We start from the raw sequence: 24183 nt of genomic DNA on the forward strand, positions 1-24183 counted from the left end.
GGACCCGGCTTCCGACCAAAGAAGGCGCGGATGCAGCTTAAGGAACTCAGCGAGCGGTCGGGAGTCTCGGCCGCCAGCATCAAGTACTACCTGCGCGAGGGCCTGTTGCCCGCCGGGGCCGCCGTCCACGCAACCCGCGCGCAGTATTCGGCGCGGCACGTCGAGCGGCTCGAATTGATCCAGGCGCTCCGCCGGATCGTCGGACTGAACATCGAACAGATCCGCGGCCTCCTCAGAATGGCCGACGACGGCGCACCGCGGCTCGACCTGCTGGCGGCAGTCCAGAGCGTGGTGCTGGAGCTGGACACCTCCGCCACAGCGGGTGGCAGCGTCGGCACACCGGCGACTGACGCCGTCGTACGTCTTCGAGGCTGGCCCGATTACCCGAGTGACGCCCGGAACGCACTGAATGCCCACCTGGCGCTCATGGAAAGCCTCAACATCCGTGTCTCGCCTGAGGTGCTGGGCACGTACAGCAAGGCTATGGATGACGTCGCCGGGATCGACATCGCGGCCACGACGGCCCCGGACAGCGTCGACGAGCTTATTTTCACGGCCGCAGTCGGGATGCACATGCACAGCCGGCTGCTGCTCAAGCTCCTTGCTTTCGCACAGGCCAGCCACGCCATCCGCCGATATGAGAATGACGTTTAAAGCGCGACGCTCCCCCACCAGATGAACTGCTCCCCGGAAGTTGGACTGAGAAATTCAGTTCCGACTTCCGGGGAGCAGTTTTATGCGTGCAAATAGTTTGTTGTCTGAGGTCCAGCGCGAGGCGGCGGTAGCGTGGTTTGAGAAAGGCATCGGGTATCGGGCAGCGGCGCGTTTGCTGGATGCGCCGTGGGTGCCCGTTAGGGCGCTGTATGGGCGGTGGAGGATTCATGGGCAAGGAGTGCTGGTGAGCAAACCGGCGAAGTCGTACTCGTTCGAGTTCAAGCTGGCCTTAGTGGAGCGGTTCCTCGCGGGCGAGGCCGGCCAGGACCTGGCTGTGGAGGCCGGCTTGTCCTCGCGTCAGTTGCTGCAAAAGTGGGTCCGGGCGTATCGCCGTGATGGTGCGGAGGCATTACGTCCCAGGGCCAAAGGCAGGCCCGCGAAGTCCGCAGCTCCACCTCCACCGGCCGAGTTAACCGAACTGGAACGGTTGCGCCGGGAGAACGAACGACTCCGCGCGGAGGTGGCATATCTGGGAAAATTGCGGGCCTTGAGGGCTCAGGAACGACAGTGAAGGTTCAGGCCCTCATTGCCCTCAAGGCTGACTACCCTCTCCCGGTCCTGCTGCCGGTCGCGGGCCTGGCCCGCTCGACGTTCTTCTACCACCAGGCCCGGCTTCGATCTCCAGACCCCAAGGAAGCACTCAAGGCCGCAGTCACGGAGATCTTCACGACAAACCATGGCCGCTACGGCCATCGCCGCATCCACAGCGAGCTAACCAAGCAAGGGTGGGCGGTTGCGAAGAAGACCGTGCTGAAACTGATGCGCTCACTGCAGCTGCTCTGTAAGGTCCGCCGAAGGAAGCGCTATAACTCCTACCAAGGTGAGCAGGGCGCTATTGCCCCGAATCTGCTGAACCGGAAGTTTGATGCTGACGCTCCGAACCAGAAGTGGGTCACGGACGTGACGGAGTTCCGCGTCGGGGACCGGAAGCTCTACCTCTCACCAGTCATGGACCTCTTCGACCGACAGATCATCTCCTATTCCGTTGGCAGCTCGCCGAACCTGGAACTGACCAACAGTTCGCTCCGCAGCGCCCTCGCCCGTCTTGAGCCGGGGCAGCAGCCGCTGGTGCATTCGGACCAAGGCGTCCAATACCAACACGCCTCATGGCGGATCCTTCTCAAAGATGCCGGCGCCGCGCAGTCGATGTCCCGCAAGGGCAACTGCTACGACAACGCCGTCATGGAAAACTTCTTCGGACACCTCAAAGAAGAGCTCTTCCACCACGTCCGCTTCCTCAGCACCGACGCCCTGGCCTCGGCACTTCCCGAGTACATCCGCTGGTACAACAACGAAAGAATCTCCACAAGGCTCAAGGGCCTGAGCCCGGTGCAATACCGAGCCCAGACCCTTGCGGCCTAGAATCCGATTTAGCCAGTCCAACTATCGGGGACCAGTTCAAGAAGTGAGAGAGCGTCGCGGGCAGGCTCAAGGGGTCGTTGCAACACCTGAGTGATTGGTGTTGTTGTGGGACGTTTTGGTCGGCCTGAGGTGTTGTGTGAGGTGGTGCGGGCGTTCTGGACCGCACGGTCGTCCGGTTTGTCTGATGAGGTGGCGGCAGGTGTTGCGGGGCTTTCGGCGACGGCGGCCGGCAAGATCGTCCGTCAGCATGGTGGGGTGGATCCTTCGAAGAAGCCCCCTTGCGGGCGGTACTTGTCCTTCGATGAGCGCGAGTTGATCGCTGTGTGGCGGGCGGCAGGGTGCGGTGTGCGGGAAATCGGCCGGCGTTTGGGCCGGAACCCGTCCACGGTCAGCCGGGAGTTGGGCAGGAACATCCGTAACGAGGGCAAGCGCCCGTATCTTGCGTCCTCGGCTCAGAACCGGGCTCAGAAGCTGGCCCGCCGGCCAAAGGCCCGGAAACTGGCCGTCAATGAGGCGCTGGCGCTCTACGTTGGCGGGATGCTGACCTGCCGGGAACGGTTGTCCCCGGAACAGATCAGTGCCCGGCTGCCGATCGATTTCCCCGATGATGAAAGCATGCGCATCAGCCACGAGACGATCTATCAGTGCATCTACATCCAGGGCCGCGGCGGGCTGAGAGCCGAGCTTGCCACGGCCCTGCGCACCGGCCGTGCGGTTCGGCAACCGAACCGGCGCGCGGGGACACGAAGGCCTCGGGTCCCGAAGGAGCTGCTGATCAGCGAACGCCCCGCGGAAGCCGATGACCGGGCAGTGCCCGGGCACTGGGAGGGCGATTTGATCATCGGAACTCCCGGCACCGGGGCGATCGGAACGCTCGTGGAACGCCGGAGCCGCTTCGTGATGCTCCTGCACCTGCCGAACGGACACACCGGCGAGCAGGTGTTGGCCGCCATTGAGGAAAACCTGCCCACCCTTCCGGCCCAGTTACGCCGGTCCCTGACCTGGGACCAAGGCGCTGAGATGGTCGGCATCCACGACCGCGTCAGGATCGCCACCGGTGCAGATGTCTATTTCTGCGACCCCCATTCACCCTGGCAACGCGGCACGAACGAGAACACCAACGGACTCCTGCGACAGTACTTCCCCAAAGGAATGGACCTCACCACCGTCACCCGCGCAGACCTCGACTACGCCGCGGCAGGACTCAACGGGCGCCTGCGCAAAACCCTCGGCTGGAAAACACCCGCACAAGCCCTCGAGCAAATAATGGAAGAATCAGCAGCCTAGGACGTGTTGCAACGACCACTTGAATCCGCCGCGGCAAAACCCACCACAAGTGAGAGAGCGTCGCGCGGGGGGGACGGAAGAGCTTAGCGCTCCAGGTCTCCGCGGATGAAGGCCTCGACCTTTTCACGGGCGAGGTCGTCGTTGAACTGCTCCGGCGGGGACTTCATGAAGTAGCTGGACGCCGAGAGCAGCGGGCCGCCGATGCCGCGGTCCAGGCCGATCTTGGCCGCGCGGATGGCGTCGATGATCACGCCGGCGGAGTTCGGTGAGTCCCAGACCTCCAGCTTGTATTCGAGTGACACGGGGGCGTCGCCGAAGTTGCGTCCTTCGAGGCGCACGAAGGCCCACTTGCGGTCGTCGAGCCACTGGACGTAGTCGGACGGGCCGATGTGCACGTCCTTGGCGGCCAGTTCAGCTTCGACGTTGGACGTGACGGCCTGGGTCTTGGAGATCTTCTTGGACTCGAGGCGGTCGCGCTCCAGCATGTTCTTGAAGTCCATGTTGCCGCCGACGTTCAGCTGGTAGGTGCGGTCCAGCGTGACGCCGCGGTCTTCGAAGAGCTTGGCCATGACGCGGTGCGTGATGGTGGCACCGATCTGGCTCTTGATGTCGTCGCCCACGATCGGGACACCGGCGGCAGTGAACTTGTCCGCCCATTCCTTGGTCCCGGCGATGAACACCGGCAGGGCGTTGACGAACGCCACGCCGGCGTCGATTGCGGCCTGTGCGTAGAATTCGGCGGCTTCCTGCGATCCAACGGGCAGGTAGCAGACCATGACGTCAACGTTGGCGTCCTTCAGGGCCTGGACAACATCGACCGGCTCCGCCGGGGACTGCTCAATGGTCTCGAGGTAGTACTTGCCGAGGCCGTCCAGGGTGTGGCCGCGCTGGACCGTTACGCCGGTGGGCGGAACGTCGGCGATCTTGATGGTGTTGTTTTCGCTGGCCAGGATGGCGTCGGCCAGGTCAACGCCGACCTTCTTGCCGTCAACATCGAAGGCTGCAACGAATTCAACATCGTTGACGTGGTACTTGCCGAACTCCACGTGCATCAGACCGGGAATCGTGGCCTGGGGGTCGGCATCCCGGTAGTAGTGGACACCCTGGACCAGGGACGCGGCGCAGTTACCCACACCGACGATGGCAACACGAATCGGATTTGAAGACACGGAACTCCTTTGAGAACAAACTTCAGTGCCCGGCGCGGCAGCACTCTGATGAGCGACGGCGGCTGATGGGCACGGCGCCATTGGGCGCCCTTGCATTGTAGCCAACGCCGCCGGGGCCGGAGTTGTTCCCGGCCCCGGCTTTATGACATGGACAGTTCTGTTACGCGGCCCGGTTGGGCACGTCGGCCCTGTTGCGGGCGCGCTACTTCTGGGCCCAGAGGTTGATGTCGGATTCGACGGCGAACTCGTCGATCGCCTTCAGCTCCTCCTGCGAGAACGCCAGGTTGTTGATGGCGGACAGGGTGTCCTCCAGCTGTTTGACGCTGGACGCGCCGACCAGCGCGGACGTCACGGGTGAGCCCTTGGGCTGGTCGCGGAGGATCCAGGCGATGGCCATCTGTGCGAGCGACTGCCCGCGGCCGGCGGCGATGTTGTTGAGCCCGCGTACCCGGTCCAGCTTGTCCTCGGTGAGCGCCGATTCAGAAAGGAACCGTTCCTTGGCTGCACGGGAATCGGCCGGGATGCCGTTCAGGTAGCGGTCCGTCAGCATGCCCTGCGCCAGCGGGGAGAACGCAATGGAACCCGCGCCCACCTGGTCCAGCGTCTCGTAGAGGTTCGGTGCGCCGTTCTCGGTCCAGCGGTTCAGCATGGAGTAGCTGGGCTGGTGGATGAGCAGCGGGGTGCCGAGTTCCTTCAGGATCCGGGCGGCCTCGAGGGTCTGTTCCGGGGTGTACGAGGAGATGCCCGCGTACAGGGCCTTGCCGGAACGGACGGCGTAGTCCAGCGCACCCATGGTCTCTTCCATCGGCGTTTCCGGATCCGGGCGGTGGCTGTAGAAGATGTCCACGTAGTCCAGGCCCATGCGCTGCAGCGACTGGTCCAGGCTGGAGATCAGGTATTTGCGGGAGCCCCACTCACCGTACGGGCCGGGCCACATGTAGTAACCGGCCTTCGTGGAGATGACCAGCTCGTCGCGGTACGGCTTGAAGTCGTCCTGCAGGTGGCGGCCGAAGTTGGTTTCCGCGGAGCCGTCCGGCGGGCCGTAGTTGTTGGCCAGGTCAAAGTGGTTGACGCCAAGGTCGAAGGCGCGGCGGAGGATGGCGCGCTGCTCGTCGAAGCGTTTGTCGTCGCCGAAGTTGTGCCAGAGCCCAAGGGAGATGGCCGGAAGTTTCAGGCCGCTGCGTCCGACGCGGCGGTAGGGCATGGATTCATAGCGGTTGTCCGCTGCAGAATAAGTCATACCTGCAATCCTGCCAGCTGTGACGCAGGCGACAGCCAACAAATGCGTTGTTACGCCGCGGGCTGACACAAACAGCCCGCGGCGTAGCAACAGCGGTCAAACGGGTCAGGCTTTCAGGATGGCGGCACTCCACGGCGCCAGCAGCAGCGAGCCGCCGTCGGCCACTGATGCCTCGTCGGTGGAGAGCAACACGGATCCGGCAGCGTCCTCGAGCTTGACCGCCTGCTCCGAGAAGTTCAGCACCACGTGCACGTCTCCGCGCCGGAACCGCAGCCAGCCCTCCTCTTCGCTGTAGTCCACCGCGGTGTCCGTGAACCCCAGGCCTGCCAGTTCCGGAGTGCTGCGCCGCAGCGCGGTCAGCGAGCGGTAGAGGTCCAGGAGGCGGGCATGGTCACCCTCGGCGGCCTCGGCCCAGTTCAGTTTCGACCGGTTGAAGGTCTCCGGATCCTGGGGATCGGGCACGACGGCGGGATCCCACCCCATGCGCTCGAACTCCTTGATGCGGCCTTCCGCCGTCGCCTTGCCCAGCTCCGGCTCGGGGTGGGAGGTGAAGAACTGCCACGGCGTGGTGGCACCGTATTCCTCCCCCATGAAGAGCATGGGCGTGAACGGGGACGTCAGCGTGAGGACCGCCGCAAGGGCCAGCTGGCCGTAGGACAGGGACTGGGAGAGCCTGTCGCCGGTGGCGCGGTTGCCGATCTGGTCGTGGTTCTGGCTGCACACCACCAGGGCCGCGGGGTGCACCAGCCCGGTGTTGATGGGCCGTCCGTGGTGCCGGCCGCGGAAGCTGGAGTAACTGCCGTCGTGGAAGAACCCGTCGCGCAGCACCTTGGCCAGGGCGCCCAGCGAATCGAAGTCGCTGTAGTACCCCTCCGTCTCGCCGCTGATGTTCACGTGCACGGCGTGGTGGAAGTCGTCGCTCCACTGGCCCTCCAGCCCGTACCCGTTGACGTCGCGGGGGTACAGCAGGCGGGGGTTGTTGAGGTCCGACTCCGCGATCATGGTGATCGGCCGGCCTGTTTCCGCTGCCACTGTGTCGCCCAGGGCGCCGAACTCCTCGAGGAGATGGACCGCGCGCTCGTCCTTGAAAGCGTGCACGGCGTCGATCCGCAGGCCGTCAACGTGGTAGTCCCTGAGCCACATGGCCGCATTGTCCAGGATGTACCGGCGGACCTCGTCTGATCCGTTCCCGTCCAGGTTGACCGAGTCGCCCCAGGTGTTCCCTTCCCCTGACTTCAGGTAGGGCCCGAACTTCGGCAGATAGTTTCCGCTGGGACCGAGGTGGTTGTAGACGACGTCCTGGATGACGCCCAGGCCGGCGCCGTGGGCGGCGTCCACGAAGCGCTGGTACGCGGCGGGGCCGCCGTAGCCCTCATGGACGGCGTACCAGAGGACTCCGTCGTAGCCCCAGTTATGGGTGCCGTTGAAGCCGTTGACGGGCAGGAGCTCCACGAAGTCGACGCCGAGGTTCTTGAGGTAGCCCAGCTTTCCGGCTGCGGCTTCCAGGGTGCCCTCCGGCGTGAACGTGCCGATGTGCAGTTCGTAGATGACGGCGCCCTGCAGCTCCCGGCCAGCCCAGTTCCCGTCGGCCCACTCGTGGGCGGACGGGTCGAAGGTGCGGGACAAGGAGTGCACGCCCGCCGGCTGGCGGCGGGACCGGGGATCCGGCAACGGGGTGGTGTCCGTCCCCGGCAGGTAGCCGTAGTCCACCTCTCCCCCGGCCGGGGCATTGACCGCCGTCCACCAGCCCTCGCCGCGCTGACTCATGGGGTATTCAGCGCCGTCTGCCAGCAAGGTGATGGCAGTGACCTCGGGGGCCCAGATGTCGAAGCGTCCGCTTCCGCTTGCGGGGTACGTCATCCGTGGTTCTCCGATCCGTGAGTGGGTGCCAGCAAGGCAACGGGGTAGCTTGCCAGGATGTCCGCAACCTGCACCGGCCCCGGCCCGAAACTGTTGCCTGTGAGTTCGTCCGTCATTTCAGCCGGCAATGCCACGGACGTGTCCCGCCAGCCGCCGGACTGTTCCAGCCGGCGCGGCAGCCTGGTGGCCAGCGTCAAGGCGCCGGCGGACTCACCGGCACCGCGGCTGAACGCCACGAGGTGCGCCGCCGCGGGACCGCTCGGCGTGACTGCCGTGTAGGCGGTGAAGAGCTCCGGCCGGTCACGCCGGAGCCTGAGCGCCCGCGAAGTCACCAGCAGCTTGGCGGCGTCGTCCTGGTACGACGCCGGACGCTCGCCGGAGTCGAGTGCCGCCAGCGACTCCCGACGCGCGGCAAAGTCGACAGGACGGCGGTTGTCCGGATCGGTGAGGGAACGGTCCCAGAACTCGGTGCCCTGGTACACGTCCGGAACGCCCGGCATGGTCAGCTGCACGAGTTTCGCGGACAGCGCGTTTGCCGCGCCGTACGGTTCCAGGAGCGCCACAAAGGCCTCCAGTTCCGCACGGACTTCGGGGTTGTCGAACGCGGCGTCGACAGCGGCAGCCAGCTTCTGCTCGAACGCTTCGTCCGGGTCCAGCCAGTCGGTCGAATTGCCGGCCTCGCGGGCGGCTTTGGTGGCGTACTGCTGGAGTCGCTCACGGGATGCCGGCCACGCGCCGGCGATGGCCTGCCACAGGAGGCTGGCGAGCGGCCCGTCGGGCAGCGGCACCAGTTCCTGCAGCTTGGTCAGCACCTTGTCCCATTCCGCCACGAACTCGGAAATCACGGAGATCCGGGCCCGGGTGTCCTCGCTGCGTTTGGTGTCGTGCGTGCTCAGCGTGGTCATGGACTTCGGCAGTTCGGCTTCCCGCCGCGCCATCCGCTGATGGAATTCTGCCGGGTCAAGGGCGAACTCGGTGGGATCGGCGCCCACCTCCGTCAGGGTGCCCAGCCGGGTGTAGCGGAAGAACGCGGTATCCTCCACGCCCTTGGCCATCACCATGCCGGAGGTCTGCTGGAACCGCTGTGCCAACGCCGAGCCGGCGTCCAGCAACAGCGGCTGCAGCAGTTCAATGGCCGCAGCGAGGTCCGGCCGGTTCCGTGCGGCGAGGCTGCAGGCTTCCCTGAGGACTTCCTCTCCGTGCGGCAGGTAGGTCCGATAGACGGGGAACGAGGCGATGATCTCGGAGATCGCGTCGGCTGCGAGCCCGGCATCCAATGCCGCCCCGGCAAGCTTTGTGCCGGCCGGAACCAGCCTTCCCAGCCGGAGGATCTCGGAGTGCAGGATGCCGTCGGTGATCCTGCGTTTGGTTCCGCGGATCATCTCCTCATAGTCTGCGGGTTCCCCGCCGCGGAGCCTGCCGTCGAGCTGGTCCAGGGCTTTCTGCGCCGAGGCGTCGACGAAGAGGCGGTCCACGTCAGCCAAGGCATCGTAGCCGGTGGTCCCTTCACATTCGAAGGACGCCGGCAGCTCCTCCCCCGGCTCCAGGATCTTCTCGATCAGCAGGTAGCTGCCGCCGGTCGCTTCGCGGAGCCGCCGCAGGTAGCCCTCCGGGTCAGCCAGCCCGTCCGGGTGGTCGATCCGGAGACCGTCCGCCAGCCCCTCGCGGAACCAGCGGAGCACTTCGGCATGGGCTTCGTCGAACACCCGGGGAACTTCCACCCGGACGCCGGCCAGCGTATTGACGGCGAAGAAACGGCGGTAGTTGAGGTCCGTGTCCGCGCGGCGCCACCCCACCAGTTCGTAGTTCTGGCGGGCGTGGACGTCGCGGGGGTCATCGCCGTCGGCAAAGCTGCCCTCGGCCAGCGGAAAACGGTGGTCGTAGTAGCGGAGTTCGCCGTCGCGGATTTCCAGCTTGTCCAGGTCGTCGTCGCTCCCCAGCACGGGGAGCCGGACGCGTCCGTTGCCGAAGTCCCAGTCGACGTCGAACGCCTCGGCGTAAGGTGACTTCCGGCCTTCCTTGAGCAGGGACCACCACCAGGGGTTCTGGTACGGCGACGCCACCCCGACGTGGTTGGGCACAATGTCCACGAGGACGCCCATGCCGGCGTCGCGGGCAGCCCGGGACACCGCTTCGAGGCCTTCGGGGCCGCCGCGGTCGGCGTCCACGCTGGAAGGGTCCGTGACGTCGTAGCCGTGGTCCGACCCCTTTTCCGCCGTCAGGATCGGGGACAGGTAGATCCAGTCCACGCCCAGCGACTTCAGGTAGGGGACCTCGGCGGCGGCGTCCTGGAGCGTGAAGGAAGGCCGGATCTGGAGGCGGTACGTGGAGACGGGCGTCCTCATGAATCCTTGCCCTTCGACCTTGCCCTTGTTGACTGGGTGGGGTCGGCGATGGCCGGCGAGGTCAGCGCCGCCGTCTCGCTGGTGGCGGTTTGCGTCAGTGCCGCGAGCGATGCCGCCACGGAGTGGTCCGGCTCGGTCTCCGGAACGCTGTGGGCGCGGAGCACCACGAGGGACTTCGCCTCAACGGGCAGGACTCCGCCGGCTTCAACCGGTTCGGTGTCGGCGTTGTGCCCTGCGGTGTCGATGATGATGTCCCAGGCGGGAGCATATTCGTCCGAGGGAAGCGTGAACTTCACTTCGTCGTCGTGCGCGTTGAAGTAGAGCACGAAGTTGACGTCGGTGATGCGGCGGCCCCGTTCGTCGCGGCCGCGGATGCCGTCGCCGTTGAGGAACATGCCCACCGAGCGGCCGAAGCCGCTGTCCCAGTCTTCGGGCTTCATCGTGGAGCCGTCCACGTCCAGCCATTCGATGTCCGGAAGCCGTTCACCCTCGCCACGCAGGACCGGCCTGCCGTCGAAGAAGCGGCTGCGCCGGAAAGTGGGGTGCTTGTGCCGCAGGGCATTGACGGCGGCGGTGAACTCCACCAGGGGCTGATCCACGTTGTCCCAGTTGATCCAGGTCAGTTCGGAGTCCTGGCAGTACCCGTTGTTGTTGCCCTGCTGCGTGCGGCCCATCTCGTCGCCGTGAAGCAGCATGGGCACGCCCTGTGAGAGCAGCAGTGAGGCGATGAAGTTGCGCTGCTGCCGGGCGCGCAGGCCCAGGACCTTGGGGTCGTCGGTGGGGCCTTCAGCGCCGCAGTTCCACGAGCGGTTGTGCGATTCGCCGTCGTTGTTGCCTTCGCCGTTGGCGTCGTTGTGCTTCTCGTTGTATGACACCAGGTCGTGGAGCGTAAAGCCGTCATGGGCGGTAACGAAGTTGATCGAGGCGACCGGACGGCGGCCGGAGTGCTCGTACAGGTCGGCAGAGCCGGTGATCCTGGAAGCAAATTCGCCCAAGGTGGCCGGTTCTCCACGCCAGAAATCGCGGACTGTGTCGCGGTACTTTCCGTTCCATTCCGTCCACTGCGGCGGGAAGTTCCCCACCTGGTAGCCACCGGGGCCAACGTCCCACGGCTCGGCGATGAGCTTGACCTGGGACACTACCGGGTCCTGCTGGATGAGTTCGAAGAAGGTGGACAGCTTGTCCACGTCATAGAATTCGCGGGCCAGGGTGGAGGCGAGGTCGAACCGGAAGCCGTCCACGTGCATTTCGGTGACCCAGTAGCGCAGGGAGTCCATCAGGAGCTGCAGGGAGTGGGGGTGCCGGACGTTGAGCGAGTTGCCGGTGCCCGTGTAGTCCATGTAGTGCTTCTCGTCGCCGTCCATGAGCCGGTAGTAGGCGGCGTTGTCGATGCCCTTGAAGGAGAGGGTGGGGCCCAGGTGGTTGCCCTCGGCGGTGTGGTTGTACACGACGTCCAGGATCACTTCGATGCCCGCCTGGTGCAGGGAGCGGACCATGGCTTTGAAGTCCTGAACCTGCTGGCCGGTGTCGCCCGTGGAACTGTAGCTGTTATGCGGGGCGAAGAAGCCAATGGTGTTATAACCCCAGTAGTTGTTCAGGCCCTTGTCTTCGAGGATGCCGTCGTTGACGAACTGGTGCACCGGCATGAGTTCGATGGCGGTGACGCCCAGCTTCTGCAGGTGGGAGATGACCGAGGGGTGTGCAACGCCGGCGTAGGTGCCGCGCTGGTCTTCCGGAACCTCGGGGTGCAGCTGGGTCAGGCCCTTGACGTGGGCCTCGTAGATGACGGACTTGTGGTACGGCACGCGGGGCAGGTGGTCGCCGTCCCAGTCGAAGAACGGGTTGATCACCACACCCATCATCATGTGCGGGGCGGAATCTGCATCGTTGCGGGAATCGGGATCGCCCATGTTGTAGGAGAACAGTGCGGGGTCCCAGTCGATCTGGCCGTGCACGGCCTTTGCATAGGGATCCAGGAGCAGCTTGTTCGGGTTGAACCTGTTCCCGGAGTCGGGATCGTAGGCGCCGTGGACGCGGTATCCGTACTTCTGGCCGGGCTGGATGTGGGGCAGGTAGCAGTGCCATACATAGCCGTCTACTTCGAGGAGCTCGATCCGGGTTTCAACACCCTCGTCGTCGAAGAGGCACAGTTCAACCTTTTCGGCCCTTTCGCTGAAAAGCGCAAAGTTCGTGCCAGTGCCGTTAAAGGTGGCTCCCAGCGGGTATGCCGATCCGGGCCAGACTTCCATGTGTACTCCTCGTGCGTAACGAATAAATCTCTAGACAGACTACTAGTAAGCAGGTTTAGTAATTGTTTGTTGCCGCGGTTTTCGCTGAATGATTACAAGGTGCGCATCACCTCGGGCACGAAATGGGCAATCGAACCGGCGGTCACCGGGCCGCCTGCGGAGGCGAGGGTCCCTGCGCGGCCGTGCAGGCTAGCCGCGATGGCACCGATAGCCGCCCAGCGCTGGTCCGCGGAGATCCCGCAGGCCGCAAATTTTTCCTCGTCGTCCGAATGCTGGGCCAGCAGGGACCCGAGTACCCCGGCCAGCACGTCACCGCTTCCGGCAGTGGCCATCCACGGCGTGGCTTCAGCCTGGCTGAAGACCGGGCCGTACGGCGCGGCCACCAACGTGGTGGCGCCCTTGAGCAGGACGGTGGCCCCGGTCCTTTCAGCCGCCTGGCGCACGGCGTCGAGGGTGGCACCGTCAACTCCCTGCCGCCCCAGGTCGATCCCGTAGCGCTGCAGGACATGCGCCAGCTCGCCGCCGTGCGGTGTCAGCACCACGTGCGGAGGAAGGGCATCGGGAAGGGCAGGCAGCGCACCGGCGTCGGCGGCCACTGGCAGTCCCGTCTCCACGGCGTCGCGCACCCGCTGCAGCTGTTCGTCGTCGCCGTCGGCGATCCCTGAACCGACCAGCCACGCCTGGACGTGCGCGTCTGCCACGTTGTCCGGTCCGCACACCACTTCCGGGCAGGCCTGGCGCACCAGACGGGTCGGCTCGGGCGGCCCGAGGTACCGGACCATCCCGACGCCCGCTGCGAGGGCACCGCGGCAGGCGAGGACGGCAGCACCCGGATACTGTTGCGATCCCGCCACGACGCCCAGGACGCCCCGGGTGTATTTGTGGGAGCGGCGGGTCGGCGGGGGCAGCAGCCTGGCAAGGTCAGCGGATTCCAGACGCCGCAGCACCGGCGACGGCAGTTGCGTTTCAATGCCGATGGGGATGACCAGGACGCGCCCGGCATGGTCGGCGCCGGGATCGGCGAGCAGTCCGGCTTTCGCTCCCCCGAACGTCACAGTGAGGTCGGCCGGAAGGACCGGGTCATAGGCCTCGCCCGTGTCGGCGTCCACGCCGCTGGGAATGTCGCAGGCCACCACAAACCCGTGCGCGGCGGCGCGCAGCTTCCCGACGAGGGAGGCCGTTGCGCCGCGGAGCCCGCCTTGGGCTCCGGTCCCCAGCACCGCGTCTATCACGACGTCGGCGCTGGCGGCTGCCGCTGCCAGCTCACCGGCGTTGTGGTCGGTGAGGGTCCGGGCGCGCCCGCCGGCCCGTTCAAAGGCGGCCAGTCCGTCCGGGTGGGCCTCGCCGGCGGTGAGTACCGCCGTCGTACGCATTCCGCGGGCTGCCAGGAAGGCGGCGGCGAAGAGCCCGTCTCCCCCGTTGTTGCCCTTGCCGGTAAGAACCGCCACGCTGGCCCCGTAGGGACGGATCCCCCGGGCAACGAGTTCACGGATAACGGCGTTGGCCAGGCCGTAGGCGGCCCGCTGCATGAGGACAGCTCCTGCCCCGGACAAAAGAAGGGGTTTTTCGGCCTCACGAATCTGGGTGCCGGTATAGGCGCTGATCATTGGTTCAGTCCAATCGGTGCTGGGTCCGCTGCGGGCCGTCAGGTGGAGAGTGCGCGCTTACCCTTCTGCGAGGACGGTCGCTGTAGCGATTCCGCCATCGTGGCTCATCGACAAGTGCCAGCGCTTGACGCCCTTGGACTCGGCGACGGCCAGCACGGTGCCCTTGACCTGGATGGTGGGGCCGTTCTGGTCGAGGCCGATCCAGCAGTCCTGCCAGTTCATGCCGGCGGGAGCGCCCAGGACCTTGGCCACGGCTTCCTTGGCCGCAAAGCGCGCGGCCAGGGAGCGCGTGTTCAGCTCGCGCTCGGCAGGGACGAACAGCCTGTCCCGGAGCCCTGGGGTCCGTTCCAGCTGCCTGCCGAACCGTTCAATGTCTACGACGTCTACGCCAATGCCAACAATCATGCGGCTTATTCTACGGTCACGCTCTTGGCCAGGTTGCGTGGCTGGTCCACGTCGTATCCCTTGGCCGTGGCAAGTTCGAGGGCGAAGATCTGCAGCGGAACGGTGGCCAGCAGGGGCGCCAGGAGCGTGGGCGTTTCGGGGATGTAGAAGACGTGCTCGGCATACGCCTTGACGGCCTCGTCACCCTCTTCGGCGATCACGATGGTCTTCGCGCCGCGGGCCCGGACCTCCTGGATGTTGGAGACAACCTTGGCGTGCAGCGAGTTCCGGCCGCGCGGGGACGGGACCACCACGAACACCGGCTGGCCTTCCTCGATCAGCGCGATCGGGCCGTGCTTCAGCTCGCCGGCGGCGAAGCCTTCGGCGTGGATGTAGGCCAGTTCCTTGAGCTTGAGCGCGCCTTCCATGGCAACGGGGAACCCGACGTGGCGGCCCAGGAACAGCACCGACTTGGCGCCGGCCATGGAGCGGGCAAGTTCCTTGATCTCGCCCTCGTGGTCCAGGATCTCCTGGATCTTGGCCGGGATCTTGCCGAGGTCGGCCAGGATGTCCTTGATCTCGCCCTGGAACTTGTTGCCGCGCAGCTGTGCCAAATACAGGCCCAGCAGGTAGGCGGCGGCGATCTGCGCCAGGAAGGCCTTCGTTGAGGCGACGGCGATTTCCGGGCCGGCGTGGGTGTAGAGCACGGCGTCGGATTCGCGCGGGATGGTGGACCCGTTGGTGTTGCAGATGGAGAGGGTCTTGGCGCCCTGTTCCTTGGCGTACCGGACGGCCATCAGGGTGTCCATGGTCTCGCCGGACTGGGAGATGGACACCACCAGGGTGTTCTCGTCCACGATCGGGTCGCGGTAACGGAACTCGTGGGAGAGCTCCACCTCCGTGGCGATCCGGCACCAGTGCTCAATGGCGTACTTGGCCACCTGGCCGGCATAGGCGGACGTGCCGCAGGCGAGCACGATGATTTTGGTGATGTTCTTCAAGTGCTCCGGGTCGATGCGCATTTCATCGAGCGTGAGCTTGCCGTCGAGGTCGTAGCGGCCCAGCAGGGTCTTGGCCACGGCGTCCGGCTGGTCATGGATTTCCTTCTCCATGAAGGACGGGAAGCCGCCCTTCTCGGCCGACGCCGGATCCCAGTCCACGTGGTATTCCTTGCCCTGGGCAGGGGCGCCGAAGAAGTCGGTGATCTCCACGCTGTCCGCGGTGATGGTCACGATCTGGTCCTGACCCAGTTCCACGGCCCGGCGCGTGTAGTCGATAAAGCCGGAGACGTCCGAGCCGAGGAAGTTCTCCCCCTCACCCAGGCCCACCACGAGCGGGGAGTTGCGGCGGGCGGCCACGACGACGTCGGGCTGGTCCGCGTGCACGGCTAGCAGCGTGAAGGCGCCTTCGAGGCGCTGGCAGGCAAGCTGCATAGCCTTGGTCAGGCCGCCGTTGGAAGCGTCGCCGTTCAGCTGGTTCCGGAAGATGTCGCCCAGCAGCGCGGCAGCCACCTCGGTGTCCGTCTCGGACGTGAACACGGTGCCCTTTTCGAGCAGTTCGAGCTTGAGCTCGGCGAAGTTTTCGATGATGCCGTTGTGGATCAGGGCCAGCTTGCCGCCGTCGGACAGGTGCGGGTGAGCATTCACGTCCGTGGGCCCGCCGTGCGTGGCCCAGCGGGTGTGCCCGATTCCGGTGACTGAATCAGGCAGCGGTGACTCTTCCAGTTCAGCGAGCAGGTTGCTCAGCTTTCCGGACTTTTTCCGGGACGAGATCGTTCCGTCCGCCACCACAGCGACGCCTGCGGAGTCATACCCCCGGTATTCCAGGCGGCGGAGTCCCTCCAGGACAACGTCCAACGCGCTGTGGCCAACATTTACCCGGCCTGACGAATGGCCTACGTATCCTACGATTCCACACATAGAGCCAAGCTTATATGGCGGAGCGGTCCGCTGACGTTCGTTGCATCCGCCGCGGGGCGGCCGCCGTGCCCCGTGACAGCGGATGCGACGGCCTCCATTTCGCTCTCAGCGTCGCGGAGGGCAGAATCTCTAACGTGACTTTGCAACGCAACGAAGCGAATGGAGAGGGTGTCTCCCCGTTCGTGGAGCTGGACAGGCAGACCTGGTCCCGGCTCGCAGCCCAGATGGAACAGCCTCTGAACGAAGAGGACGTGGTCCGTCTCAGAGGGCTCGGTGATCCGCTGGACATGAAGGAAGTCCGCGAAGTCTATTTGCCGCTCTCCCGGCTGCTCCACCTCTATGTGGAGGCTGCGGGCCAGCTGCACGCAGCCACCACCACGTTTCTCGGCGAACAGACGCAGCGCACGCCCTTTGTGATCGGCGTGGCCGGCTCCGTTGCCGTGGGCAAGTCCACCATCGCCCGTGTGCTCCGCGAGATGCTCCGGCGCTGGCCCGGGACGCCCAACGTGGAGCTCATCACCACTGACGGGTTCCTGTATCCCCTGGCCGAGCTCAAGCGCCGGCACCTCCTGGAGCGGAAGGGTTTTCCGGAGTCCTATGACCGACGCGCACTCCTCCGCTTCGTGAGTGAGATCAAGGGCGGCGCGGAAGAGGTCCGGGCGCCCTGGTACTCCCACGTCACGTACGACATTGTTCCCGGCAAGGAAGTGGTGGTCCGCCGGCCGGACGTGCTGATCGTGGAGGGGCTGAACGTCCTGGCCCCGGCCCGTCCACGCCACGACGGCAAGCAGGGGCTGGCACTGAGCGACTTCTTCGACTTCTCCATCTATGTGGACGCCAAGACGTCCTATATCGAGGAGTGGTATGTGGACCGATTCCGCAAGCTGCGCACCACCGCCTTCGCCCAGCCGGAGTCCTACTTCCACCGCTATGCGACCCTTTCCGACGAGGAAGCCGAAAGCACCGCCCGCGACATCTGGAAGCGCATCAACGAGCCCAACCTCGAGGAAAACGTGCTCCCGACGCGGGGCCGCGCGCAGCTGGTGCTCACCAAGGAAGCAGACCATTCGATCCGCCGCATGCTGCTGCGGAAGGTCTAGCACACGTGTGCCACAACTGTTCCGCTGCTGCCACCGTAGGTGCCAAAGCGGGCCCGGCGCCGAGCAGGCGGTCTGTCGCAAGGTTCCTGGCCGCCGGCGCAGGACTGACCGCACTGGCAGCCTGCACGCCCGACGCCGGAACCCGGCCGCCGTCGTCGTCCTCCCCGCCTGTAACGTCCGCCTCCGCCTCACAGACGGCGGCGCCGTCTACAGCGGGGCAGCCGACGTCCCCCGCTGTCACTGAACCGGGCACGCCGCCGCCTCCAACCTCCGCACCGACGCCCGCTTCGCCGGCGGCCGGCCTGGGCCAACAGCATTCACTGACGGACCCAGCCAGCCCCTGGCTGGTAGTCAACAAGCACCGGCCGCTCTCCCCCGCCGATTACGTCCCGGCGGACCTGGTCCAGTCCAACATCGCACTGGCAGTTTCGGGTGAGGCCGCCCAGCTGAACAGCACGACGGCGGCCGCCGCTGAGCAGATGTTTGCCGCGGCAGCGCGGGACGGCGTCACCATGACCCTGGCGAGCGGCTACCGTTCGTACGGTACGCAGGTGGCCACGTACAACAGCTATGTAGCGTCCCGCGGGCAGGCAGAAGCGGACACGGCCTCGGCCAGGCCGGGCTTCTCGGAACACCAGACCGGCTGGGCCTTCGACATCGGCGACGGCGGCGGGGCGTGCAGCTTCCAGCCGTGTTTCGCCGAACAGCCGGCGGCAGTGTGGGCCAAGGCCAACGGGCACCGCTTTGGTTTCGTGGTGCGGTATCCGTGGATGTTCCACGAGGTCACGGGTTACTACTACGAGTCCTGGCATCTGCGGTACATCGGCGTGGAGGCGGCAGCGGACATGTCAGCCAAGGGCATTGCGACGCTGGAGGAGTACTTCGGACTGGAAGCGGCGCCGGGGTACCTGTAGGGCCGCGCCTCCGTCAGTGCGACCGGAGACACACCTCCGCGAAATTACCCTGCCGTCACACTTGTTCACAGGGCCGCGCTAGTCTGGGTCCCATGTTGACCGGATTCAAGAATTTCATTATGAAGGGCAACGTCGTAGACCTTGCCGTGGCGGTGGTCATGGGTGCGGCTTTCAGCGCCGTCGTGACCTCAATCGTTGAAGGCCTGCTGACCCCGCTGATCGGCCGCCTGTTCAGTGCCAAGGGCATTGAGGAGATGCAGTGGGAGGGATTCATGTATGGCTCCGTTATCTCGGCCATTATTTCTTTCCTGCTGGTGGGCGCCTCCATCTACTTCGTGGTCGTCCTGCCGATGAACCACATGATCGAACGCCGCAACCGCCGGCTCGGAATTGGTACGGAGGTCAAGGAAGAAGCCGCCGAGGACCCCCAGATCGCACTCCTCACCGAAATCCGCGATTCACTCCGGAGCGGCAGCACCCGGGCTTAGCTTCCTGAAAACAAAAAGTGGTCCGCCTCCGGCTGGAGGCGGACCACTTTTTGTTTGCGGGTTGCTTAGACGGCCGGCGCGACGGCCAGGCGCTCCTCCACAACGGCGGCAAGGTGCTTGCAGATCCGTTCGGCGGTGGGCATGTCCGCGGCCTCCACCATCACGCGGACCAGGGCTTCGGTTCCGGATGGGCGCAGGAGCACCCGGCCGGTCTCGCCGAGTTCCGCGGAAGCTTCAGCGACAGCTGCCAGGACGCCCTCATCGGTGCCGGCCCGGGCCTTGTCCACGTTCTTGACGTTGATCATCAGCTGCGGAAGCTTGGTCATCACCGTGGCGAGTTCTTTCAACGACTTGCCCGTGAGCGCCACCTGGGCGGCCAGCTGCAGGCCGGTCAGGAGCCCGTCGCCGGTGGTGGCGTGGTCTGCAAAGATCACGTGGCCGGACTGTTCGCCGCCGAGGTTGTACCCGCCGTCGCGCATTTCCTCAAGAACGTAGCGGTCCCCCACCGCGGTCTCGCGGATGGTGATGCCGGCGTTGCGGAGGGCGATCTTCAGCCCGAGGTTGCTCATGACGGTGGCCACCAGGACGTTGTCCTTGAGCTTCCCGGATTCCTTCAGCGCCAGGGCGAGGATGGCCATGATCTGGTCACCGTCCACCTCGTTGCCTTCATGGTCGATGGCAAGGCACCGGTCGGCGTCGCCGTCGTGGGCAATGCCCAGGTCGGCGCCGTGCTCCACTACGGCCCTTTGGAGAGCGCCGAGGTGGGTCGAGCCCACGCCGTCGTTGATGTTCAGGCCGTCGGGCTCAGCGCCGATAACCACGATTTCGGCGCCGGCATCGTTGAAAAGCTGGGGTGAACAGCCGCTGGCCGCACCGTGGGCGCAGTCGAGCACAACCTTCAGCCCGTCCAGGCGGTGCGGCAGGGTCCCGAGCAGGTGGACGATGTAGCGGTCCTCGGCGTCTGAGAAGGTCTGGATACGGCCTACGTCGCTGCCTGTTGGCCTGACGGGATCTTTGGACATCTGCGCCTCGATGGCATCTTCCACCTCGTCAGGCAGCTTCTGGCCGCCCTTGGCGAAGAATTTGATGCCATTGTCAGGGGCAGGGTTGTGGGAGGCGGAGATCATGACGCCGAAGTCGGCGTGGAGGTCGGCCACCAGGTAGGCGGCGGCAGGGGTGGGGAGGACGCCGGCATCGTAGACGTCGATGCCGGAACTCGACAGTCCCGCCGAGACGGCTGCCGAGATGAACTCGCCACTGGCACGCGGATCGCGGGCCACCACGGCGCGCGGCCGGGCGCCGTTGGTGCTGCGTTCGTGGCCGAGGACGACGGCGGCCGCTTGCGCCAGCTGCATCGCCAGCTCTGCTGTGAGCAGGCCGTTAGCCAGGCCCCGGACACCATCTGTTCCAAATAATCTAGACATCGGGTCAAGTTTAGACGATGGACCGGTGGGGGCTGTCTTTGGCTCGCACCGGGGCAGTGGCTGTCTCCGCTGCGCGGACGGCTTCGCGGCCCCGGACGCACCGTGTTTTACGGCGGACGCTTTTAACGGCCGAAGCCCGCCCCGCCGAATAGCGGGACGGGCTTCGGTAAGCGCCACAGGCGCTTGCAAGCGGATTTAGCGCTTGGAGTACTGCTGAGCCTTGCGGGCCTTCTTGAGACCGGCCTTCTTACGCTCGATGACGCGTGCGTCACGGGTGAGGTAGCCGGCCTTCTTCAGCGTGGCGCGGTTGTTCTCGACGTCGATCTCGTTAAGTGAACGGGCGATACCGAGACGCAGTGCACCGGCCTGGCCGGAAGGGCCACCGCCGTGGATGCGGGCAATGACGTCGTAGGCGCCGTCAAGATCGAGGATCTTGAAGGGCTCGTTGACATCCTGCTGGTGCAGCTTGTTCGGGAAGTAGTTCGCCAGCTCGCGGCCGTTGATGATCCACTTGCCGGAGCCCGGCACAACGCGAACGCGTGCAACGGCTTCCTTGCGGCGGCCAACAGCTGCGCCGGCTACGGTCAGTGCCGGGCGCTCCTTCTTCGGCGCAGCAGCTTCAGCAGCCCCGCTTTCCGAGGTGTAGCTGGTCAGGGTTTCCTCTGCCTCAACGGCTTCGGTGGTCTCTTCGTTCTGAGCCACGGTTCTCCTTGTATAGATAAGTTGTTTGGTGGCCAGGACTACTGGGCGACCTGGGAAATTTCGAAAGTTTTGGGCTGCTGGGCGGCGTGCGGGTGCTCTGCACCGCGGTAAACCTTCAGCTTGCCCAGCTGCTGTGCAGCGAGGGAGTTCTTCGGGAGCATGCCCTTGATGGCCTTCTCCACGGCGCGGACCGGGTTGGATTCCAGCAACTCCGCGTAGTTGACGGAGGTCAGGCCGCCCGGGTAGCCGGAGTGGCGGTAAGCGCGCTTCTGTTCGAGCTTGGCGCCGGTGAGGGCAACCTTCTCGGCGTTGATGATGATGACGAAGTCGCCCATGTCCATGTGGGGAGCAAAGGTGGCCTTGTGCTTGCCGCGCAGCAGGATTGCGGTCTGGCTGGCAAGACGACCAAGGACAACGTCGGTGGCGTCAATGACGTGCCACTGGCGGTTGATATCGCCGGGCTTCGGGGTGTACGTACGCACGGTGTTTGCCTCGTTCTTGTTCTGGCGTTCTTGTTTAGGTGTCACGTAAGGGTGTGCACCTACTATCTATGCGCTACCGGAACAGAGGTGAGGGCTCTATGAATCCAGTGGTCCAGAAGTCTCGAATGTGCCCGAGGAGTAGTTATCCTGCAACCGGATTCTCAGCGGGCACGCATCATCGAGAAAGGACACGCACAACGACTATCAAGAATAGCGGGTACAGAGGCCGCTGGTCAAAATAGGCTCTAGGTAGCCAACCTGCGCCGGTCCTGATGACAGGTCCGGCCAATTTGACCGCGAACAACTCCGAGCTTAGGTGCCCCGTTGACTGAAATGCCCCCGGTTGCTCTGTTGGTCGCTGCCTGCACCCTTTTAGGCCTTGCTGCGGCACCCGTTGCCCTTGCAGTCACGCGGCGGTTGCTGCCCGGCATCGAGCTGGGGCACGTCCGCTGGCATGCTGTTGCCGGCTCTGTCGCCACAGCAGCGCTGTTTGGGGCGATGGCTTGGCGGTTCGGCTGGACCTGGGTGCTGCCGGCCTTCCTGTTTCTCTGTGCAGCTGGTCCTGTGCTCTCGCGAATTGACCTGCAACACAAACTACTGCCCAACAGGATTGTTGTTCCCACGCTCGGAATCGGCCTCCTGCTGCTGCTTATGGACGCCGGCATGAACCAGCGATGGGGAAATCTGCTCGTGGCAGCCATCGGATGTGCCGTAACTTTCGTGTTTTATCTAATTTTGGCGCTGATTTCTCCCCACGGAATGGGGATGGGCGATGTAAAGCTCTCAGCACCACTTGGCTTGTACTTGGGCTACCTCTCCGTGGGGCACTTGATACTGGGTGTTGCTCTTGGCTTTGTTGTGGGCGCTGTGACCAGTGTGCTCCTTGTTACAGGCGGATTCGCGGGGCGGAAGACCTCAGTGCCCTTCGGGCCGTCGATGTTCGCGGGCTGCGTCCTGACAGTGCTGTGGGGCACCGAGATCGGGCGGGTTCTCTTACCGACGGTCTTCCCCCGCTAGCCGTTTCCGAGTACACCAAGTAGTCGCGTACTTGGGGAGCCCCCGTTAAGTTGTGTTACAGCAAGTAGACGACTGATTCTCGTGTCAAAAAGACGAGTACATCCACTCATTGTGGGGCTATTTGTTACTCCTGTATTCCTTAGTGCATCGAAGTTCTAGCAACGCCAAGTTGGGGGGAGCTGGAAATTCGAAACCAATTCAGCACTCACAAAAGGAACACGAAAATGAACTCAGCACTGGTCTCCATGATCGCTTTTGTCGCCGGCGTCAAGAACCGCCTCACGGGTGAAGAAAAGGGCGCAACGGCCGTTGAATACGGCCTGATGGTTGCACTCATTGTCATTGCAGCCATCCTTGGCATCACAGCCGTAGGCACGAGCCTGCAGACGCTTTTCGACGGCATCTCAAAGTCGCTCTAGTCGATCCGCTTCAGTCAAGCGCCCATTGATGGCGGCTTCCAGGCCATCTGGGAGCCGCCATTGGCTTTTCGAGACATGAGGATCGAAAAATGCGTAGGAATAACGAAAAAGGTGCTGCCGCAGTTGAATTTGCTTTGATATTGCCGGTCTTGCTTCTCATATTGATCGGCATTATCGAATTCTCCCTTGCTTTCAACGCGCAGCTATCCCTCAACCAAGCCGCTCGAGAAGGGGCGCGCAGCATGGCGATCCACAACAGCACGAGCACTGCTGCAACCGCGGCAGCGAATGCCGCAGGGCGCCTGGCTCCCAGCACGGTTACCACGACTTTCGCTGTCACAGGCGGCGGTACAACCTGTGCAGCGGGAAAGCAAGTGACCGCAACCACAAGTTACACACTGACCACTGTCACAGGATTCCTCGACGCCTTCACCGGCACCATCGTTCTCACAGGAAAAGGAACAATGCAATGCGGCGGCTGATCAAAGAATCGGAGAATGAGCGCGGCGCTACCGCCGTAGTCGTGGCTGTGATGATGGTGATGCTGCTTAGCTTTGGTGCAATCGCTGTTGACGTCGGTGCAATGTACGCCGAGAAATCGGTGACGCAGAACGGTGCTGACGCCGCTGCCCTGGCTGTGGCCCAGAAATGCGCAAAGAACACCGCTGATCCCACTTGCATCACAGGATCCACCCTGTCGGGCACACTGGCCAACGCCAATGCCAAGGACAACCTCACGAATGTGGCCTCGACCATCGTGGACAAGACCGCTGGCAAGGTGACGGTCACTACAAATGCCCAAGATTCCACCGGTGTGCATTTTTCCACCTTCTTTGCCCGGATCTTCGGGACTGATACTACGACTATTGGAGCAGTCGCCGAAGCAAAATGGGGCGGCGCGCAGTCCGGAAACGTATTCCCCATTGCCTTCTCAGAATGCGAAGTGGACCTCAGCGTTGCGGGGGACGGCTCGACTCAATTCCTGCTGTCCCACGGCACGGGGGCCGGCAAGAAAGACACCTGCCACAGCACTGGCTCGGGCCTTGAAATTCCTGGAGGCTTCGGCTGGCTAGTCACTGGCGGCTCTTGCACGACGAAAGTTGACCTTGCCTCCCCATGGGTGGCCAGCAACACAGGAAACAACCCCGAAACCGGTTGCGGCGGAATCCTCCAAGGCTGGAAGGACAGGCTTATTGCCGGACAAAAAGTCGTGGCGCTGCTTCCCGTATTCGACAGTACCCGAGGCACCGGGTCCGGTGCTGAATTTCATCTCAAAGCATTCGCTGCCATAGATCTCATGGGCTGGGACTTGGCCAACCAAGATCCTTTCCATTACATGCCTTCAACCGCCCAGGCCTTCAAGGACGCCGGTGGATGGAAGAACAGCGATTTGGGCATCGTCGGAAAGTTCGTCCGCTATGTAGCCCTGGACGAAGCATTTGATGTCGGCGGACCCACCACCTACGGCGGAACCGTCGTAGAGCTCACCAAATAAGAACCA

At 64.5% G+C, this 24183-nt stretch carries 22 protein-coding genes; 11 read left to right on the plus strand and 11 right to left on the minus strand.

The features are described 5' to 3' along the window. The first annotated feature begins 30 nt into the window (after window positions 1–30). From ACSQ12_RS15080 to ACSQ12_RS15095, 4 genes are all read left to right on the plus strand, one after another. Window positions 31–654, plus strand: a complete 624-nt coding sequence (locus ACSQ12_RS15080) for a MerR family transcriptional regulator (RefSeq protein ID WP_436065929.1) — start codon at window positions 31–33, stop codon at window positions 652–654. Between the two features lie 244 nt (window positions 655–898). Then, entirely contained in the window at window positions 899–1225 is a 327-nt protein-coding gene (locus ACSQ12_RS15085; protein WP_436065424.1) for a helix-turn-helix domain-containing protein, read from the plus strand. Further along, window positions 1222–2076 (plus strand): IS3 family transposase, encoded by an 855-nt coding sequence (locus tag ACSQ12_RS15090; protein ID WP_436065425.1) that lies wholly within the window; start codon window positions 1222–1224, stop codon window positions 2074–2076. The genes ACSQ12_RS15085 and ACSQ12_RS15090 overlap by 4 nt, the downstream gene beginning before the upstream one ends. A gap of 90 nt (window positions 2077–2166) precedes the next feature. Continuing rightward, a complete protein-coding gene (locus ACSQ12_RS15095) occupies window positions 2167–3363 on the plus strand; it encodes an IS30 family transposase (protein ID WP_436064372.1) in 1197 nt (398 codons plus the stop codon). 83 nt (window positions 3364–3446) lie between these two features. Here ACSQ12_RS15095 and ACSQ12_RS15100 read toward each other — a convergent pair whose 3' ends face one another. The 8 genes from ACSQ12_RS15100 to glmS form a co-directional block, all read right to left on the minus strand. Beyond that, window positions 3447–4532, minus strand: coding sequence for an inositol-3-phosphate synthase (locus ACSQ12_RS15100; protein WP_436065930.1), 1086 nt, complete (start codon window positions 4530–4532; stop codon window positions 3447–3449). 202 nt (window positions 4533–4734) lie between these two features. Continuing rightward, window positions 4735–5772 carry an L-glyceraldehyde 3-phosphate reductase gene (gene mgrA / locus ACSQ12_RS15105; RefSeq protein ID WP_436065931.1) on the minus strand — a complete coding sequence of 346 codons (1038 nt, stop codon included), beginning with the start codon at window positions 5770–5772 and terminating at the stop codon, window positions 4735–4737. A gap of 105 nt (window positions 5773–5877) precedes the next feature. Further along, window positions 5878–7632 carry a malto-oligosyltrehalose trehalohydrolase gene (gene treZ, locus ACSQ12_RS15110; RefSeq protein ID WP_436065932.1) on the minus strand — a complete coding sequence of 585 codons (1755 nt, stop codon included), beginning with the start codon at window positions 7630–7632 and terminating at the stop codon, window positions 5878–5880. Beyond that, entirely contained in the window at window positions 7629–9977 is a 2349-nt protein-coding gene (gene treY, locus ACSQ12_RS15115; RefSeq protein WP_436065933.1) for a malto-oligosyltrehalose synthase, read from the minus strand. The genes treZ and treY overlap by 4 nt, the downstream gene beginning before the upstream one ends. Next, window positions 9974–12226 carry a glycogen debranching protein GlgX gene (gene glgX / locus ACSQ12_RS15120; RefSeq protein WP_436065934.1) on the minus strand — a complete coding sequence of 751 codons (2253 nt, stop codon included), beginning with the start codon at window positions 12224–12226 and terminating at the stop codon, window positions 9974–9976. The genes treY and glgX overlap by 4 nt, the downstream gene beginning before the upstream one ends. Window positions 12227–12318: 92 nt before the next feature. Further along, window positions 12319–13833, minus strand: a complete 1515-nt coding sequence (locus ACSQ12_RS15125; protein WP_436065935.1) for an NAD(P)H-hydrate epimerase — start codon at window positions 13831–13833, stop codon at window positions 12319–12321. A gap of 57 nt (window positions 13834–13890) precedes the next feature. After that, on the minus strand, window positions 13891–14238 hold the full coding sequence (locus ACSQ12_RS15130) for a holo-ACP synthase (protein WP_011692749.1): 348 nt from the start codon (window positions 14236–14238) through the stop codon (window positions 13891–13893). A gap of 5 nt (window positions 14239–14243) precedes the next feature. Further along, entirely contained in the window at window positions 14244–16136 is a 1893-nt protein-coding gene (gene glmS / locus ACSQ12_RS15135) for a glutamine--fructose-6-phosphate transaminase (isomerizing) (RefSeq protein ID WP_436065936.1), read from the minus strand. 125 nt (window positions 16137–16261) lie between these two features. Here glmS and coaA point away from each other — a divergent pair, with 125 nt between their 5' ends. From coaA to mscL, 3 genes are all read left to right on the plus strand, one after another. Continuing rightward, window positions 16262–17236, plus strand: coding sequence for a type I pantothenate kinase (gene coaA / locus ACSQ12_RS15140; RefSeq protein WP_197024893.1), 975 nt, complete (start codon window positions 16262–16264; stop codon window positions 17234–17236). A 5-nt stretch (window positions 17237–17241) separates the two neighbouring features. Further along, a complete protein-coding gene (locus ACSQ12_RS15145; protein ID WP_436065937.1) occupies window positions 17242–18150 on the plus strand; it encodes a M15 family metallopeptidase in 909 nt (302 codons plus the stop codon). 92 nt (window positions 18151–18242) lie between these two features. After that, a complete protein-coding gene (mscL, locus tag ACSQ12_RS15150; protein ID WP_436065938.1) occupies window positions 18243–18638 on the plus strand; it encodes a large conductance mechanosensitive channel protein MscL in 396 nt (131 codons plus the stop codon). Between the two features lie 65 nt (window positions 18639–18703). Here the strand turns inward: mscL and glmM are convergent, their stop codons facing one another. The 3 genes from glmM to rplM all read right to left on the minus strand — a co-directional run bounded on the left by glmM (window position 18704) and on the right by rplM (window position 21246). Next, the gene (gene glmM / locus ACSQ12_RS15155; RefSeq protein ID WP_436065939.1) at window positions 18704–20062 is read right to left on the minus strand and encodes a phosphoglucosamine mutase; all 1359 of its coding nucleotides are present in this window, start codon (window positions 20060–20062) and stop codon (window positions 18704–18706) included. Between the two features lie 195 nt (window positions 20063–20257). Continuing rightward, entirely contained in the window at window positions 20258–20764 is a 507-nt protein-coding gene (rpsI, locus tag ACSQ12_RS15160) for a 30S ribosomal protein S9 (RefSeq protein WP_043482963.1), read from the minus strand. Between the two features lie 38 nt (window positions 20765–20802). Next, a complete protein-coding gene (gene rplM, locus ACSQ12_RS15165) occupies window positions 20803–21246 on the minus strand; it encodes a 50S ribosomal protein L13 (protein WP_011692756.1) in 444 nt (147 codons plus the stop codon). A gap of 333 nt (window positions 21247–21579) precedes the next feature. Here rplM and ACSQ12_RS15170 point away from each other — a divergent pair, with 333 nt between their 5' ends. From ACSQ12_RS15170 to ACSQ12_RS15185, 4 genes are all read left to right on the plus strand, one after another. Further along, on the plus strand, window positions 21580–22263 hold the full coding sequence (locus ACSQ12_RS15170) for a prepilin peptidase (RefSeq protein WP_436067009.1): 684 nt from the start codon (window positions 21580–21582) through the stop codon (window positions 22261–22263). A gap of 224 nt (window positions 22264–22487) precedes the next feature. Next, window positions 22488–22682 carry a Flp family type IVb pilin gene (locus tag ACSQ12_RS15175; RefSeq protein ID WP_436065940.1) on the plus strand — a complete coding sequence of 65 codons (195 nt, stop codon included), beginning with the start codon at window positions 22488–22490 and terminating at the stop codon, window positions 22680–22682. A gap of 89 nt (window positions 22683–22771) precedes the next feature. After that, complete coding sequence (locus ACSQ12_RS15180; protein ID WP_436065941.1) at window positions 22772–23164, plus strand: TadE/TadG family type IV pilus assembly protein; 393 nt, start codon at window positions 22772–22774, stop codon at window positions 23162–23164. Further along, window positions 23152–24177: a pilus assembly protein TadG-related protein gene (locus ACSQ12_RS15185; RefSeq protein ID WP_436065942.1), complete on the plus strand. Its 1026-nt coding sequence runs from the start codon at window positions 23152–23154 to the stop codon at window positions 24175–24177. Before ACSQ12_RS15180 ends, ACSQ12_RS15185 begins: the two co-directional genes overlap by 13 nt. The last annotated feature ends 6 nt before the right edge of the window (window positions 24178–24183 follow it).

The organism is Arthrobacter sp. LjRoot14, assembly GCF_964253905.1.
Classification (GTDB): Bacteria; Actinomycetota; Actinomycetes; order Actinomycetales; family Micrococcaceae; genus Arthrobacter.

What these genes read in the sequence shown, in the direction of transcription:
- ACSQ12_RS15080 (WP_436065929.1), top strand. Translation starts at nt 31, where the DNA reads ATGCAGCTTAAGGAACTCAGCGAGCGGTCGGGAGTCTCGGCCGCCAGC.
- mgrA (WP_436065931.1), bottom strand. Translation starts at nt 5,772, where the DNA reads ATGACTTATTCTGCAGCGGACAACCGCTATGAATCCATGCCCTACCGC.
- treZ (WP_436065932.1), bottom strand. Translation starts at nt 7,632, where the DNA reads ATGACGTACCCCGCAAGCGGAAGCGGACGCTTCGACATCTGGGCCCCC.
- treY (WP_436065933.1), bottom strand. Translation starts at nt 9,977, where the DNA reads ATGAGGACGCCCGTCTCCACGTACCGCCTCCAGATCCGGCCTTCCTTC.
- glgX (WP_436065934.1), bottom strand. Translation starts at nt 12,226, where the DNA reads ATGGAAGTCTGGCCCGGATCGGCATACCCGCTGGGAGCCACCTTTAAC.
- ACSQ12_RS15125 (WP_436065935.1), bottom strand. Translation starts at nt 13,833, where the DNA reads ATGATCAGCGCCTATACCGGCACCCAGATTCGTGAGGCCGAAAAACCC.
- ACSQ12_RS15130 (WP_011692749.1), bottom strand. Translation starts at nt 14,238, where the DNA reads ATGATTGTTGGCATTGGCGTAGACGTCGTAGACATTGAACGGTTCGGC.
- glmS (WP_436065936.1), bottom strand. Translation starts at nt 16,136, where the DNA reads ATGTGTGGAATCGTAGGATACGTAGGCCATTCGTCAGGCCGGGTAAAT.
- mscL (WP_436065938.1), top strand. Translation starts at nt 18,243, where the DNA reads ATGTTGACCGGATTCAAGAATTTCATTATGAAGGGCAACGTCGTAGAC.
- glmM (WP_436065939.1), bottom strand. Translation starts at nt 20,062, where the DNA reads ATGTCTAGATTATTTGGAACAGATGGTGTCCGGGGCCTGGCTAACGGC.
- ACSQ12_RS15170 (WP_436067009.1), top strand. Translation starts at nt 21,580, where the DNA reads ATGCCCCCGGTTGCTCTGTTGGTCGCTGCCTGCACCCTTTTAGGCCTT.
- ACSQ12_RS15175 (WP_436065940.1), top strand. Translation starts at nt 22,488, where the DNA reads ATGAACTCAGCACTGGTCTCCATGATCGCTTTTGTCGCCGGCGTCAAG.
- ACSQ12_RS15180 (WP_436065941.1), top strand. Translation starts at nt 22,772, where the DNA reads ATGCGTAGGAATAACGAAAAAGGTGCTGCCGCAGTTGAATTTGCTTTG.
- ACSQ12_RS15185 (WP_436065942.1), top strand. Translation starts at nt 23,152, where the DNA reads ATGCGGCGGCTGATCAAAGAATCGGAGAATGAGCGCGGCGCTACCGCC.